Origin of the sequence: Saccharomonospora sp., assembly GCF_027317685.1 — a bacterium.
GTDB lineage: Bacteria > Actinomycetota > Actinomycetes > Mycobacteriales > Pseudonocardiaceae > Saccharomonospora.
Genome location: NZ_DAHVQP010000074.1, coordinates 1 through 15,035 on the forward strand (window position 1 = coordinate 1; position 15,035 = coordinate 15,035).

General features: G+C 66.6%; 12 protein-coding genes. 7 read left to right on the forward strand and 5 right to left on the reverse strand.

What is annotated here, in order from left to right:
* The coding region (gene hrpA / locus M7H19_RS08615) for an ATP-dependent RNA helicase HrpA (protein ID WP_298179321.1) at window positions 1–2,767 on the forward strand (2,767 nt) is incomplete at its 5' end.
* A gap of 163 nt (window positions 2,768–2,930) precedes the next feature.
* Here hrpA and M7H19_RS08620 read toward each other — a convergent pair.
* Window positions 2,931–4,610: a bifunctional 3'-5' exonuclease/DNA polymerase gene (locus M7H19_RS08620; protein ID WP_298179324.1), complete on the reverse strand. Its 1,680-nt coding sequence runs from the start codon at window positions 4,608–4,610 to the stop codon at window positions 2,931–2,933.
* Window positions 4,611–4,707: 97 nt separating this feature from the next.
* On the opposite strand from M7H19_RS08620, the gene M7H19_RS08625 reads away from it, so the two are divergent.
* On the forward strand, window positions 4,708–6,327 hold the full coding sequence (locus M7H19_RS08625) for an acyl-CoA synthetase (protein WP_298179327.1): 1,620 nt from the start codon (window positions 4,708–4,710) through the stop codon (window positions 6,325–6,327).
* Between the two features lie 87 nt (window positions 6,328–6,414).
* Here M7H19_RS08625 and M7H19_RS08630 read toward each other — a convergent pair whose 3' ends face one another.
* The gene (locus tag M7H19_RS08630) at window positions 6,415–6,696 is read right to left on the reverse strand and encodes a hypothetical protein (RefSeq protein ID WP_298179330.1); all 282 of its coding nucleotides are present in this window, start codon (window positions 6,694–6,696) and stop codon (window positions 6,415–6,417) included.
* Between the two features lie 214 nt (window positions 6,697–6,910).
* On the opposite strand from M7H19_RS08630, the gene M7H19_RS08635 reads away from it, so the two are divergent.
* The 3 genes from M7H19_RS08635 to M7H19_RS08645 all read left to right on the forward strand — a co-directional run bounded on the left by M7H19_RS08635 (window position 6,911) and on the right by M7H19_RS08645 (window position 9,662).
* Entirely contained in the window at window positions 6,911–8,125 is a 1,215-nt protein-coding gene (locus M7H19_RS08635; RefSeq protein ID WP_298179333.1) for a S8 family peptidase, read from the forward strand.
* A gap of 99 nt (window positions 8,126–8,224) precedes the next feature.
* Window positions 8,225–8,980, forward strand: coding sequence for an SDR family oxidoreductase (locus tag M7H19_RS08640; RefSeq protein ID WP_298179336.1), 756 nt, complete (start codon window positions 8,225–8,227; stop codon window positions 8,978–8,980).
* Between the two features lie 19 nt (window positions 8,981–8,999).
* Window positions 9,000–9,662, forward strand: coding sequence for a histidine phosphatase family protein (locus tag M7H19_RS08645; protein WP_298179340.1), 663 nt, complete (start codon window positions 9,000–9,002; stop codon window positions 9,660–9,662).
* Here the strand turns inward: M7H19_RS08645 and M7H19_RS08650 are convergent.
* Together M7H19_RS08650 and M7H19_RS08655 are read right to left on the reverse strand one after the other, a co-directional pair.
* Complete coding sequence (locus M7H19_RS08650; RefSeq protein WP_298179343.1) at window positions 9,653–10,294, reverse strand: TetR/AcrR family transcriptional regulator; 642 nt, start codon at window positions 10,292–10,294, stop codon at window positions 9,653–9,655. The two genes, M7H19_RS08645 and M7H19_RS08650, sit on opposite strands and share 10 nt — an antisense overlap.
* A 13-nt stretch (window positions 10,295–10,307) precedes the next feature.
* Window positions 10,308–11,813: a GMC family oxidoreductase gene (locus tag M7H19_RS08655; protein ID WP_298179346.1), complete on the reverse strand. Its 1,506-nt coding sequence runs from the start codon at window positions 11,811–11,813 to the stop codon at window positions 10,308–10,310.
* 117 nt (window positions 11,814–11,930) lie between these two features.
* On the opposite strand from M7H19_RS08655, the gene M7H19_RS08660 reads away from it, so the two are divergent.
* Window positions 11,931–12,740 (forward strand): siderophore-interacting protein, encoded by an 810-nt coding sequence (locus M7H19_RS08660; RefSeq protein ID WP_298179349.1) that lies wholly within the window; start codon window positions 11,931–11,933, stop codon window positions 12,738–12,740.
* A 578-nt stretch (window positions 12,741–13,318) separates the two neighbouring features.
* On the opposite strand, the gene M7H19_RS08665 is transcribed toward M7H19_RS08660, so the two are convergent.
* Window positions 13,319–13,693 (reverse strand): SSI family serine proteinase inhibitor, encoded by a 375-nt coding sequence (locus M7H19_RS08665; protein ID WP_298179352.1) that lies wholly within the window; start codon window positions 13,691–13,693, stop codon window positions 13,319–13,321.
* Between the two features lie 291 nt (window positions 13,694–13,984).
* Here M7H19_RS08665 and hrcA point away from each other — a divergent pair, with 291 nt between their 5' ends.
* The gene (gene hrcA, locus M7H19_RS08670; RefSeq protein ID WP_298179354.1) at window positions 13,985–15,010 is read left to right on the forward strand and encodes a heat-inducible transcriptional repressor HrcA; all 1,026 of its coding nucleotides are present in this window, start codon (window positions 13,985–13,987) and stop codon (window positions 15,008–15,010) included.
* The last annotated feature ends 25 nt before the right edge of the window (window positions 15,011–15,035 follow it).

Sequence of the window (15,035 nt, forward strand, 5' to 3'; positions counted from 1 at the left end):
CAGCCACCGCACGAAGGTTCAGCGGCTTCCCATCGAGCCGATCTCGCAGGCGTCGGCGAACCAGCGCAAAGGCCGTTGCGGTCGTACCTCCGACGGCATCTGCATCCGGCTGTATTCGGAGGAGGACTTCGAGTCCCGCCCCGAGTTCACCGACCCCGAGATCCTGCGCACCAACCTGGCCTCGGTGATCTTGCAGATGATCTCGTTGGGGCTCGGGGACATCGGCGCGTTCCCGTTCGTGGACCCACCGGACCGCAGGCAGATCACCGCCGGCATCCAGTTGCTCACCGAGCTCGGCGCGCTCGATGCGTCGGGTAAGGAACTGACCTCCGTCGGGCGACAGTTGGCGCAGCTGCCCGTCGACCCCAGGATGGGGCGGATGATCGTCGAGGCGGCGAAGAACGGTTGCGTGCGCGAGGTGATGGTCATCGCCGCCGCGCTGTCCATTCAAGACCCCCGAGAGCGGCCCGCCGAGAAGCAGGCGCATGCCGATCAGCTGCACGCCCGTTTCCGCGACCCGAATTCCGACTTCCTCGCCTACCTCAATCTCTGGAGCTACGTCCGGGAGCAGCAGAAAGCGCTGTCCAACAACCAGTTCCGCAAGCTGTGCCGGGCGGAGTACCTCAACTACCTGCGTATCCGCGAATGGCAGGACGTCCACAGTCAGCTCCGCCAACTCGTCAAGCAGCTCGGGATCACGCTGAACAGCGTCCCCGCCGACGCCCAACGCATTCACACGTCGTTGTTGGCGGGACTGCTGTCCCACGTCGGCCTCAAGGACCCGGCGAAGGGCGACTACCTGGGCGCGAGGGGAACCCGATTCGCGGTCTTCCCCGGGTCGGCGCTGTTCAAGAAGCAACCGCGTTGGGTCGCCTCGGCGGAGATCGTGGAGACCTCGCGGCTGTGGGCGCGCGTCAACGCCCGGGTCGAACCCGAGTGGATCGAGCCGTTGGCCCAGCACCTGGTCAAACGCACGTACTCGGAACCGCACTGGGAACGCAAACGCGGCGCCGTGATGGCGAACGAACGCGTCACCCTCTACGGCATCCCGCTGGTGGTCGGCCGCAAGGTCAACTACGGCCGCATCGATCCGGAGATGTCGCGTGAGCTGTTCATCCGGCACGCTCTCGTCGAAGGGGACTGGGACACCGAGCACCGCTTCTTCCACGACAACCGCGCGTTGCTGGACGAGGTGGCCGACCTCGAGAACCGTGCCCGCCGCCGCGACATCGTCGTCGACGACCAGACGTTGTTCGACTTCTACGACGAGCGCATCGGCGACGAGGTGGTCTCGGCGCGGCACTTCGACACCTGGTGGAAGAAGACGCGGCGGACGCAGCCCGACCTGCTCAACTTCGAGAAGGCCATGCTCGTCACCGCGAACGCCGAAGAGGTGCGCGAGGCCGACTATCCCGACACGTGGCAGCAGGGATCTCTGCGGTTCACGCTGACCTACCAGTTCGAGCCGGGCGCGGACGCCGACGGGGTCACCGTCCACATCCCCCTCGCGGTGCTCAACCAGGTCCGTGACGAGGGCTTCGAGTGGCAGGTCCCGGGCCTGCGCGAGGAACTGGTGACGGCTTTGATCAAGTCGTTGCCCAAGGCGTTGCGACGCAATCTCGTACCCGCTCCCGACACGGCTCGACAGGTGCTGGCCGCCGTCAGCCCGTCCGACGGTCCGTTGCTCGACGTGCTGAGCCGGGAGTTGGAGCATTTGCGTGGGGTGGAGGTCCCTCACGAGGCGTGGCAGTGGTCGGCGGTGCCGGACCATCTGCGGATGACGTTCCGCGTGGTGGACGAACGTAACCGTACACTGGCCGAGGGTAAAGACCTCGAAGCCCTGCGCGATCGTCTCGGCGACAGGTTGCGCCGAACCATTTCAGCCGCTGCCGACGACCTGGAACGGTCCGGCCTGCGCACACCGGAGTTCGGCTCGTTGCCCAAGGAGTTCTCGGCCCGGCAGCGCGGTCACGAGGTGAAGGCCTATCCCGCGCTGGTCGACGAGGGCGACAGCGTGGCGGTGCGCATGATGGACACGCCGCAGCAGCAGCGCGCGGCGATGTGGCGGGGCACGCGCCGCCTGCTGCGGTTGAACGTGCCGTCGCCGGCCAAGTACGTCAACCGGAACCTGCCCAACCAGGCCAAACTCGTGCTGACCCGCAATCCGCACGGCGGTGTGGCCGCCTTGGTGGACGACTGCGTGAACTGCGCGGTGGACAAGCTGATGGCCGACGCGGGCGGACCGGCGTGGGACGAGAAGGGCTTCGCCGCGTTGCAGGAGCGTGTCCGGACGGGGTTGAACGGTGCCACGCTCAGCGTGCTGAGGACGGTGGAGGACATCCTGCGTGCGGTACACGACGTGGAGGCGCGGCTGGAGACCATGCGGGGTGATGCGCTGGCCGAGTCCTTGAACGACGTTCGCGCGCACCTGTCCGGACTCGTGTACGCCGGATTCGTCACCAAGACGGGCTTCGATCGGCTCGGTGACTTGGTGCGATATGTGCGCGGGATCGAACGCAGACTCGACAAGTTGCCCACCGATCCGGCGCGGTACGTCCAGCGGCTGCGTGACATCGCGTGGTTGTGGCAGGAATACCGAGCGGTGGTGGACGCGTTGCCGCCCCGTACCGAGCCGAGCCCGCAGCTGGCCGAGATCCCGTGGATGATCGAGGAGTTGCGTGTCAGCTTCTTCGCCCAGACTCTGGGCACGGCCTACCCGGTGTCGATGAAACGCGTACTGAAAGCGTTGGACGCCGCCGCCCCGTGACATCGTGTCCGCAGGTTACGTAGCCGTGTCCGCAGGCTGTGTAGCCGTGTCCGCAGGCTGCGATGATGTGTCCTGCCTTCTCGGGAAGACCTTCCCGAGACACCGGATACCGCCACCCGCCGTCGATGTTCGTGCTGGCCCGGAGAATCGAGGTCGACGGGGGTCATTTGGCGTCGGCGTAGACCTCCACAGCCGTGGCGGGCATGGGAAACCGCACGGGACACGAGGGCCCGAAGACCAACGCGGTCGCCTCCGACACGGAGGCGGCCAGGCAATCCCGCACCTGTTCGGTCAACTCGGCCGGGCAATGGACGAGTACCTCGTCGTGTTGGAAGAACACCAGCCGCGCGGGTGCGGGCAGTCGTCGTCTCAGCGTGGCCAGTAGTACGGCCGTCCAGTCGGCGGCACTGGCTTGGACCACGAAGTTCCGGGTGAATCGTCCCCAGTCGCGTGCGGCGCGGCGAGCGGTGCCCGCGTCGTCGCCGCTCGTGATCGCTCGCCAGGCTTCGGACGGCGGTGGTGATGTGCGTCCGAGCCGTGACCGGACGACTCCTCCACGTTCCCCCTCGCGCGCAGCGCTTTCCACAAAGGACACCGCGTGTGGGAAATGGCGGCGGAGCAGTGCCAGCAACGGTGCCGCTTCGCCGGATGTCCCACCGTACATGGCCGACAACATCGCGATCTTCGCTCGGGCACGGTCGTCCTCGATCGGCATCCGACCGAACATGGCCCGAGCGAGGCTGGTGTAAAGGTCGGTGTCCGCCGATACCTCGGCCAATCTGCGATCACCGGACAGCGCGGCCAGCACCCGGGGTTCGAGTTGCGCCGCGTCGGCCACCACCAGGGTCCATCCCGGATCGGCACGCACGCAGCCGCGCAGCAGTTTCGGGATCTGTAGGGCCGCGCCACCGCGACTGGCCCATCGTCCCGACACCACACCGCCGACGACGTACACCGGGCGGAATCGGCCGTCGCGTACCCACTGGTCCAGCCATGCCCAGCCGTGTGCGGAATACAGGCGGGAGAGTTCCTTGTACTCCAGCAGCGGTGGGATGGCGGGATGGTCGATGTGGCGCAGCACGTGCGCTCGCGCCGACGACACGTCGATGCCTTCTCTGCGCAGTGCGCGCACGACGCTGCCGGGATGGTCCGGATTCACCGGCCGGCCGCCGAACGCGGCGGTGATGCGTTCGGCGAGTTCGGCGAGCTTGGGTGGTCGCTGGCCGGAGAGCGGTCGGGGGCCCAGCAGTTCCGTGAGCAGAGCACGGTGCACGTCGGCGTTCCAGGGTAGGCCGTCGGCGGACATCTCGGCGGCGGCGAGCGCGCTGGCGGATTCGGCCGCGATCAGCAGTCGCAGGCGTTGTGGGTGGGTTACCTCGCGCAGACGTCGTTCCTGGTCGGCGAGCACCGTTTCGACCGCGTCCCGTGGGTCGATTCCCGGCGGCAGGTCGAAGCGATGCAATTCGAACAATGTGGGCGCATCGTCGGTGTCGTGGTGGTGGACGCCGGAATCGGCGGAAGGGGGAAGTCCCCGAGCCCGTGCGTAGGCCGCCGCGAGCCCGCGGGGCTCGCCGTGACGTTCGGCGTGGGCCAGCAGCAGGTATTCGGTCAGCGCCAGATCGGTGCAGCGTCCTACCCGCGTTCCCCGGGAAAGCAGCGGCGGGTAATCGTGTTCGACCGCCGAGAAGACCCAGCGCGGCGCGTACGCGTTTTCCCAGTCGCCGACGAGTTCGGCGGCGTCGTCGGGGTCGAGGTCGGTGGTGTGGATGTGCTCGGCGGGCACGGAGTCGGGCGGTCGGAACAGATACCGGCCGTCCGGTCGCCGTGTCACGAGGATGCGCACGACCGACATTGTGGGGGCGACCACCGACATTCCCGGCTCGACTCCATAACCTACTTGCGGGTAGGTTAAGTTCCGCACGCGGATGAGGAGGTGCGCGATGGGACGGCCGACCGTGGCGGGTGTGGCGAGTCGTGCGGTGGACGCGGTCCGCAGTCTGGCGGTGTTGTACCGCGCGGGCCTGGCGCCGGTGCCCCGGCTCGACGAGGGCATCCGATCGATCATCACCACTCGGCGATACGGCCCGTTGGCCGGCTCGGTCAAGATCGCCGCGCGCCGCGATCCTCACTCGGTCGGACTCGTCGACGAGCGCGGATCGTTGACGTACGCGCAGCTCGATCTGCGTTCCAACGCTCTCGCCCGGGCGTGGGCCGCGCGCGGTGTGCGACCGGGCACCACTGTGGCCGTGTTGTGCCGCGACCATCGAGGGCTCGTCCTCGCTCTTCTCGCGGCGGGCAAACTGGGCGCGCCCGTGCTGCTGCTCAACACCGGATTCGCCAAACCCCAGCTCACCGACGTCGCCGTCCGCGAGAAGGTGCGGGTTCTGGTGCACGACGAGGAGTTCACCGAGCTGCTCGGCGGGATCACGGGTGTCGACCGGTATCTCGCGTGGACGGACTCCGCCGCGCCCGTCGACTTGCCGGCGCTCGACGACATCATCGCGGGCGGCGACGACCGTCCGATCCCGCCTCCACCGAAACCCGGTGGCCTCGTCCTACTCACCAGCGGCACCACCGGGACCCCGAAAGGCGCTCCGCGGCCGAAGATCTCGCCGTTCGACTCCGCCCAGTTCCTCGACCGCATCCCACTGCGTGTCGGCGAGGCCACCTTCATGGGTGCCCCGCTGTTCCACGCCACCGGGATCTCGCAATTCATTCTGTCGTGCGCGCTCGGCTGCACCGTGGTGGTGCGGAGGAAATTCGACCCCGAGGCCACTCTGCGTGGCGTCGCCGAACACCGGTGCACAGCACTCGTGCTGGTGCCCACGATGCTGCAACGCATCCTCGACCTCGGGCACGAGGTGATCGGCCGGTACGACACGTCGAGCCTGCGCATCATCTTCGTCGCCGGTTCGGCACTGGCACCCGAGGTCGGTAACCGGGCCACGGAGCTCTTCGGCGACGTGATCCACAACCTGTACGGTTCCACGGAGGTGGCCGTGGCGACCGTCGCCACGCCTCAGGACTGGAAGCGCGCGCCGGGCACGGTGGGCAAGCCTCCGGTCGGATGTCGGGTCGCGCTCTACGACGAACACGGCGATCGCATCACCAGGCCGTATGTCACGGGACGGGTCTTCGTCGGCAGTGGACTCGCATTCGAGGGCTACACCGACGGCAGGACCAAAGACATGGTCGACGGTCTGCTCGCCACCGGCGACGTCGGTCATTTCGACGCGGACGGGTTGCTGTTCATCGACGGTCGCGACGACGAGATGATCGTCTCCGGCGGGGAGAACGTCTATCCCGTCGAAGCGGAGAATGTGCTCGTCGAGCATCCCGACGTGCGGGAAGCGGCGGTGATCGGGGTGCCCGACGACGAATTCGGTCAGCGGCTCAAAGCCTTCGTCGTGGTCAGGGAAGGATCCGCACTGGACGCTGAAGCCGTGCGGGAACACGTCAGGAGCAACCTGGCGCGCTACAAGGTGCCGAGGGACGTCGAGTTCCTGGACCGGCTTCCGCGCAATGCCACCGGAAAGGTCCTCCGGAACAGTCTCGAGTAGTCGTGTCCGCGTCCGTCGGTCGATGGTCTGTGTCGTACGGAGCGAACACGACTACGTAGTCTGCGGACACGGCCGTCGGTACCGGTGTCACATGAGGTGGCGTCGGGACGCCGCGCCGCGCGGACGTGGTGGCGGTAACAGGCTGAGCAGTGAGCCCGTGGGGACTTCCAGGATCTGTTCCAGGGCGAGGATCGCCCGTAGGGACTGCTGTCGTTCGGGTTGGCGTTTGCCGGACTGCCAGTAGCTCAGCGCGGTGACGCTGACGGGGACCCCGCGTTCTTGCAGTCGAATTTGGATGCGGTCCAGACTCAGGCCGCTGGAGGAGATCGCTGTCCGGAGCGCCTCGGAGAACGTCGTCGCGCTACTCATCGTGTCCCCCCGTGTCGCATGCATAACGATATGAAAACACGTTAGCAGCTTATGTAACGCCTGGTAGTGAGGCCGCTTGGCGTGGATTAGTCCGAACAGGGCAGTGATCACTCGGTCGAATGGCTCAGAACTGGTAAATGTGAATCATTGCCCAACTGCCACCGTCGACGTTCTGATGTTCACACCACGTTGTCGGGGACACGGAAGGAAACCGATGAGCACATCCAAAAAGACCACCCGGGCGGCGCTCACAGGCGTCGTCGCGGTGGGCGTGACGGGATTGTTCGCCGCGGGGATGGCTCCCGCCCAGGCCGAAGTGGGGCAGGTTTTCCACGCCGGCTCGGCGGAGGCCGTCGACGGTAGCTACATCGTCGTGTTGAAGGACGGGGCACAAGGCTCCTCGCTGTCGAGCTCGGAGGTGACGGCGCAGGCGCAGACGCTAGCCGCTGACTACGGCGTGCAGGTGAACCGGACGTTCGACACCGCGCTCAACGGGTTCACGATCAAGGCCGACGCGACGGCGGCGAAGCGGTTGGCAGCCGACGACGCCGTGGAGTTCGTCAGCCAGAACCAGCGTTTCCACATCGCGGACGCCCCGGAGGCGCAGGCGACGGCGTCGTGGGGGCTGGACCGTATCGACCAGCGGGACCTGCCGCTCGACGACAGCTACACGCCGCCGACGTCGGCCGCGGACGTCACGGCGTACGTGATCGACACCGGTGTGTCGGAACACAGCGACTTCGGTGACCGGCTCCAGCCCGGTGCCGACTTCGTCGACAACGACGACGACGCGACCGACGAGAACGGGCACGGCACGCACGTGGCCGGCACGATCGGTGGCGAGCAGTACGGCGTCGCTCCCGACGTCAACCTCGTCGGTGTGCGCGTGCTCGACGCCAACGGCAGCGGCACCACCGCCCAGGTGATCTCGGGCATCGAGTGGGTCGCGGAGAACGCGTCCGGCCCCTCGGTTGCCAACATGAGCCTCGGCGGCCCGGCCGACACCGCTTTGGACGAGGCCGTGCAGGGTGCGATCGAAGCCGGCATCACGTTCGGCGTCGCCGCGGGCAACGAGTCGTCCGACGCGAGTGGTTCGTCGCCGGCACGGGTGTCCGAGGCCATCACCGTGGCGGCCAGCGACCAGGACGACTCCGAGGCGTACTTCTCGAACTACGGTGACGTCGTGGACCTGTACGCGCCCGGTGTGGACATCACCTCGGCCTGGCACGACGGTAACGAGAACACCATCAGCGGCACGTCGATGGCGACCCCGCACGTGGTGGGCGCGGCCGCACTGTACCTGGCGGACAACGCGGACGCTTCGCCCGAGGAGGTGTCCGACGCGCTGACCTCGTCCGCGACCGAGGACGCCATCACCGACCCGACGGGTTCGACGCCCAACCTCCTGCTCTACGTGGGCCAGGAGTGAGCGACACCGCGGGAATGATCGACGCATAGTTTCTACTGCACAGACCGGCCCGGCGCTTCGCGTCGGGCCGGCCTTGTTACTAGCGGGTAAAGTCGCGGTATGGTCGTACGGAAGAACATCGTGATCACCGGTGCCAGCTCGGGCCTGGGTGAGGGCATGGCACGGAAATTCGCCGCGCAGGGACGTAACTTGGCGCTGTGCGCGCGTCGCCGCGAGCGACTCGACGCGCTCGCCGCCGAGCTCGTCGAGCGGCATCCGGGCATCCGCGTCGTGGTGAGGGAACTCGATGTCAACGACCACGACCGCGTGTTCACGGTGTTCGAGGAATTCCGTGCCGAACTCGGCACGCTCGACCGCGTGATCGTCAACGCGGGCCTCGGCAAGGGACAGCCGATCGGTAAAGGCCATTTCGACGCGAACAGGCAGACGGTGGAGACCAACCTCGTCGCCGGACTGGCTCAGTGCGAGGCCGCCGTATCGATCTTCCGGGAGCAGAACGCGGGGCACCTTGTGGTCGTCTCCTCGTTCAGTGCCCTGCGCGGAATGCCTCGCAACATGACCGCCTACGCCGCTTCCAAGGCGGGGATCGCCACGCTCGCCGACGGCATCCGTGTGGACCTGTTGAACACTCCGATTCGAGTCACGACGGTGCTTCCCGGCTATATCGAGTCGGAGATGACCCGCCGCAGTTCCGGACGGACACCCTTGCTCGCCAGCGCGGAAACCGGTGTGCGAGCTTTGGTGAACGTGATCGAGAAGGAACCGGTACGGGCCTGTGTGCCGTCCTGGCCGTGGACGCCGCTGAGCGTGCTCGTGCGCGTGGCACCGGCTCGGTTGTTGCGGCGATTCGTCTGAAGGGCTGGGAGGAGTATCGATGGGGGCCATCTATCTCGTGCGGCACGGCCAGGCCTCGTTCGGCGCCGCCGACTACGACGTCCTGTCGGATCTGGGGCGTACGCAGGCGCGTGCGGCCGGGGTCGAGTTACTGCGTCGAGGGCTGGTGGTGACGCAGGCCCGGTGCGGCACGTTGTCGCGCCAGCGTGCGACGGCGGAGCTGGCGTTGGCCGAGGTCGCGCCCGAGGTCGCTGCCGAGAACGACACACGGTGGAACGAGTACGACCACGTCGACATCGCGGCACACCACGGCGGCGGCGCGGCACAGGACAGCGCGGACCCGAGGGCGTATCAGGGTGCGTTGGAGAAAGCGCTGACCGCGTGGGTCGAGGCGGGAGCCGACAGCCCGTGTGCCGAGACCTGGCCGGCGTTTTTGACGAGGGTGCGCGGCGCGTTCGACGACGTGGTGACTAGCCTCGGCAAAGGGGAACAGGCGGTGGTGTTCACTTCCGGCGGGGTGATCGCGACGTTGTGCGGCGATCTGCTCGGCGACCCCGTCACAGGGCTTCTGACTCTGAACAGGGTCACGGTGAACGCGGGTGTGACCAAAGTGGTCACCGGCCGTTCGGGTACCACCTTGCTGTCGTTCAACGAGCACGGACATTTCGACGGCGAGGCGGCGCACCTGCTGACTTATCGCTGAGAGTCGGTCGGCGACGCCGCCGTGGTGCGGGGCAGGATCTCTTTCACCAACGACAGCAGCACCTGGCTCAGCAGCGTGTGCACTTGGGACCGGTCCAGGGTGCCGCGCACGAGCCATTCGCGTCCGGCGACCTTCACCATGCCACCGAAGGAACGGATTACGGCGTTGATCTGCTCCCAGTGTGGGTCGTCGGGCGTGTACCCCATGGCCTCCAGCACGCGGTCGGCGGCGTTGCGGTCGGCCTCGTCGAGGATGTGCTCGACTTCGAGGTCCCGGCCGATGCCTTCGGGAGTGATGGCGGCCAGCCACATCTTCTCCTGCCGGCCCACGACGTCGAGGAACCAGTCGACGGCGGACAGCACCCGATCCTCGATCGAGCTCGTCGGCAATTGGGTAATAGCCTCGTAAGGCACGTTCAGTGCGCGCCGCACCACGGCCAGATACAGTTCGCGTTTGGTGCCGAAATAGTGGTTGATCAACCCGCGAGCGACGCCCGCCCGCGCGGCGATATCCGATGTGGATACCTCGGCGTAGGGACGTGCACCGAACAGTTCGGCGGCGCAGGCGAAGATCTGTTCTCTGCGTTCATCCGGTTCCAGCCGCCGCCATTTCGGCACGGATTCTGTCGTCATGTGGTGCAGTTTCTCACGATGGCTTGCGTTTCGCCGGAAAAAGAGGGAGTCGAAGTGCACCGGGAGCCTCGGTAGGCACGATCGGGTGGTTCGGACGGACGGGGCCGATGCGTTCGTACGGCGTCGACAACGGGGGACAAGGGTCGTGTTCGCCCTTGTTGGGCCACAACGCCATGGCGCGTTCGGCTTGCGCGGTGATGGTGAGGGACGGGTTGACGCCGAGGTTGGCCGACACGGCCGAGGCGTCCACGACATGCAGGCCCGGGTGGCCGTACACGCGGTGGTAGGCGTCGATGACCCCGATTTCGGGGGAGTCGCCGATCGCGCAGCCTCCGATGAAATGTCCGGTCAGTGGTCGGTTGAACAGGTCGTTCCAGCCCGCGCCCGCGATTCCGCCGATCTTGTCGGCCACGCGGCGGGCGACCTCGTGTCCGATCGGGATCCACGTGGGATTGGGTTCGCCGATGCCCTGTTTGGTGAGCATGCGTCTGCCGAACAGGCCACGGCGGGTGTAGGTGGTGACCGAGTTGTCGAGCGACTGCATCACCAGCAACACGATCGTCTGTTCCGACCAGCGGCGGGGGTTGTGCAGGGAGGGCAGCGCGCGCCGGTGGCGCATCATTTCCGACAGTCCCGCGAGCCAACGAGGTTTGCCCGGGACCGGGTCGGTCAGGATGGCGCCGAGGAGTCCGAGCAGGTTGCTGTCCTTGCCGTAACGCACCGGTTCGATGTGGGTGACGTCGTCGGGATGGAACGAGGAGCTGATGGCCACTCCGCGGTGGTATTCCGCGTCGCGGCGGGTGGTCCGCGCGGCCAGGACAGCCTCGGAGTTCGTTCTCGCGAGCACCCCCAGCCGGGCGGAGAGCCGGGGAAGGATTCCGCGGTCACGCATTCGGTGCAGAAGACGTTGTGTGCCCAGCGCCGAGGCCGACAGCACCACTTGTTCGGCCGTGTAGGTCTTCCTGCGCCAGGGCTGCTTCGTGTGGACGGTGGCGCAGGCGTAACCACCGCCGGGCAACGGGCGGACCTCGGTCACCGTCGTCAGAGGGTGCACGGTGGCGCCCGCGGTTTCCGCGAGGTGCAGGTAGTTCTTGACTGTGGTGTTCTTCGCGCCGTGTCGGCAGCCGGTGACGCACTCTCCGCAGTGGAGGCAGGTGTTGCGTTCGGGGCCGACGCCGCCGAAGAACGGGTCGGGCACGCGCGTGCCGGGTTCGGTGCCCTCGGGGCCGAAGAACACGCCTACCGGTGTCGGCCGGTAGCTGTGTCCCATCCCCATGTCGTCGGCGACCTCCCGGATCACCTCGTCCGACGGGGTCGTACACGGATTGGTCGTCACGCCGAGCATGCGTTTGGCCTGGTCGTAATAGGGTGCGAGCTTGTCCTTCCAGTCGGTGATGTCCGCCCACTGGAGATCGGCGTAGAAGGTGTCGGGCGGTTCGTACAGCGTGTTGCCGTACACCAGCGAGCCGCCGCCGAATCCGGAGCCGATGACGACGACGTCGTAGTCGAACCGCACCATGCGGACACGTTGGTGTCTTGTGGGGGTGTCATCAAGACGGCATTTGGGTGGTCTCTTCGGTTCACCGTCGGTTAGAGTTGGTTAGGCAAACCTAATTTTTGACGTGAGGGGTTCGGCATGGCGGATCGTGATCGAGGTCGTCAGGGTGGTAAGCCCGTGCTCCAAGCGCGGGTGCTGCGTACCGAACGCCTCACGCCTTGCATGATCAGGATCGTGTGCGGTGGTGAGGGGCTGGCCTCGTTCCAGCACAACGGTTTCACCGACTGCTACGTCAAGATGCTGTTTCCCGTGCCGGGCGTCCGCTACCCGGAACCGTTCGATCTCGATGTCGTGAAGGCGACTTTGCCGCGTGATCAGTGGCCTCGCATGCGTACCTACACCGTGCGGCACTACGACGCCGAGGCCGGGGAGCTCACTCTCGATTTCGTCGTGCACGGTGACAAGGGCCTCGGCGGTCCGTGGGCCGATCAAGCGCGACCAGGCGACGAGATGCTGCTGCGTGGCCCCGGCGGCGCGTACGCGCCCCGCGCCGACGTCGATCACCACTTGCTGGTCGGAGACGAATCCGCCCTCCCCGCAATCGCCGCGTCCTTGGAGGCTCTTTCCGCGGACGCGACAGCCACGGTGCGGCTGCTCGTCGAGGACCCGGCCGAGCAGCAGCCGCTGTCGACCAAGGCGGCCGCGGACGTCCGGTGGTTGTATCGCGTCGACGGCGCCGACCTCGCCGAGGAGGTGCGGGGGCTCGACCTCGGCTCAGGCGTGGTGCAGGCATTCGTCCACGGCGAGGCGGGCATGGTCCGCGACCTGCGTGGTCACCTGCTGCGGGAACGTGGGATCAGCAAAGAACTGCTGTCGATCTCCGGTTACTGGCGCAAGGGCCGGACCGACGAGGACTGGCGGAAGGAGAAGAAAGTCTTCATGGCCTGAAACCGCCCTCGACCGTCGGTGTTCGACGAGACCGGCCGTGTCGTCGTCTGTGATCGGTGATTCCCCGGCGGGCGGTGAAAGAGGTGTCTGCGCCGAGCGTGCGGAGGACTCTGCGCGTTCGTGCGAATCGACCGCACTGACGTTCGGGATGATTTATCCGAATAGGACGGAATGGGGCGGGATAGGGCGGAAACAGCCACATTGATGGGGAGGGTCACTCGCCCACGTTTTTGTCTCGATGGCTGTGTTCGGTCGATCGACAGAAGTGTTTCCTGAAAGCGGCGGTTTTTGGAAACCTGCATCGGTCCACGGGTTTTGCGACTGCGCCTTCCTTCAGGACATGGGGAGGGCAGCGAAGTCGTGCCTTCGCTGGAACGTCTCTGATTCCGGGGCGGAGGGTCGGAGAGGAATTCGGTCGCCGTTGCGACGACATTGGGCCGACATCGGGCCGAGATCGTGCTGCCATGGCCGGGCAACCGGTGCGAACGATCGGGATTCGCACGCGATATCGGTTACCCGGCCGTGGCGGTGTCGAGTCGACAGAAGCGGACAGGGTCGGACGGTTCCGGGGACGGACGTCAGAAAGCGAACACGTTGCCGGAATGAGCACCGGCGAGGCAGCGGTTGGAATATTCGGTGGTGAACTCGACCGGCGAACCGCGCCAGTGGCCTCGGGCCTGTGCCTGTACCGGGGAGTGGATCATCGTGCACATCCGCTCCTCGACGGGGAGCTTGGTGAAGTCACCGTCGGCCTGCTCCAGCGCGGTGCAAGCCGATTCGGCCTGAGGGTGGTTGCCGAGTATCGGATCACACGTCAGGCGAACGGACGTGGTCTCGCCTTGGGTGTCGCTGAGACTGAGAACGATGGACGTTTCGGGTGTCACGGCAGGGCCACCGACACACAGGGCCGCGACCGCGCACGCGGCGAGGGATGTCGCTGCGAACATGGGCATGTTTCATCTATCGGCTCGCGGTCGGGCGAACCTGTTCACTTGATCAGGTGGTTGCGTTCGCTCGATGGAACAGCGTGACCTCACGGATCGTGCCGGGGGCCAGGGCGTTGGCTTGTGGTCAAAATCACCGTGTGGTGTGACCGAAGGGGTCGCACGGTTGAGTGGGCGGTTCAGTGCACGATGCACCGTGCGGTGTTCGGGGCTTTCGGCGGTGCTTTGGCTCCGCGTGATCTCTGGAAAACGAATCGGTACGTAAACTTGTGGTCAAGCAGGCGGCGAGAGGAGGTGCCGGTGGCCAGCGCGGAGGAGCGTCGATTCAAGGTCCTGCGTGCCATCGTTGCCGATTACGTGTCGAATCAGGAGCCGGTGGGGTCGAAGGCCCTCGTCGACCGGCACAACCTGGGCGTGTCCAGCGCCACGGTGCGTAACGACATGGCAGCGCTGGAGGAGGACGGTTACATCACCCAGCCGCACACCAGCGCGGGGCGTATCCCGACGGACAAGGGGTATCGACTGTTCGTCGACCGCCTGTCCGAGATCAAGCCCCTGTCCGCGGCCGAGCGGCGGGCGATCGTGCAGTTCTTGGAGGGCGCCGTCGACCTCGACGACGTGCTGCGTCGGTCGGTGCGGTTGCTCGCGCAGCTGACCCGCCAGGTCGCGGTGGTGCAGTACCCCACCCTCACCAGCTCCACCGTTCGGCACGTCGAAGTGGTGGCACTCACCTCTGCGCGCCTGCTCATCGTGCTGATCACTGACACCGGTCGGGTCGACCAGCGTGCGGTCGATCTGGGGGACGTCATCACCGATGACGCGGTGGCCCGATTGCGTGACGTGCTGAACGGCGCACTGTCCGGCCACCGGTTGCCCGACGCGGTCGAGAAGGTGTCGGAGCTGCCGGAACAGGCGCCTCTCGAGCTGCGCGACATCATGTCGCGGGTCTGCACCGTGCTCGTCGAGTCGTTGGTCGAACGTCCCGAGGAACGGCTGGTGCTCGGCGGCACCGCCAACCTCACCCGCAACGTCGCGGACTTTCCCGGTTCGCTCCGCCAGGTGCTCGAAGCCCTGGAGGAACAGGTCGTGGTACTCAAGTTGCTGGCCGCCGCACGCAACCCCGGTGCCGTCACCGTGCGTATCGGGGAGGAGAATGAAGACGAGCAGATGCGAAGCACATCGGTCGTGTCGATCGGATACGGCTCGAACGAGGTGCTGCTGGGGGGCATGGGCGTAGTCGGCCCCACCCGGATGGACTACCCAGGGACGATCGCCGCCGTGCGTGCGGTCGCCACCTATGTGGGACAGATCCTGGCCGGAAAATAGACTTGTGCAGGCTTTTTAGGAGGGC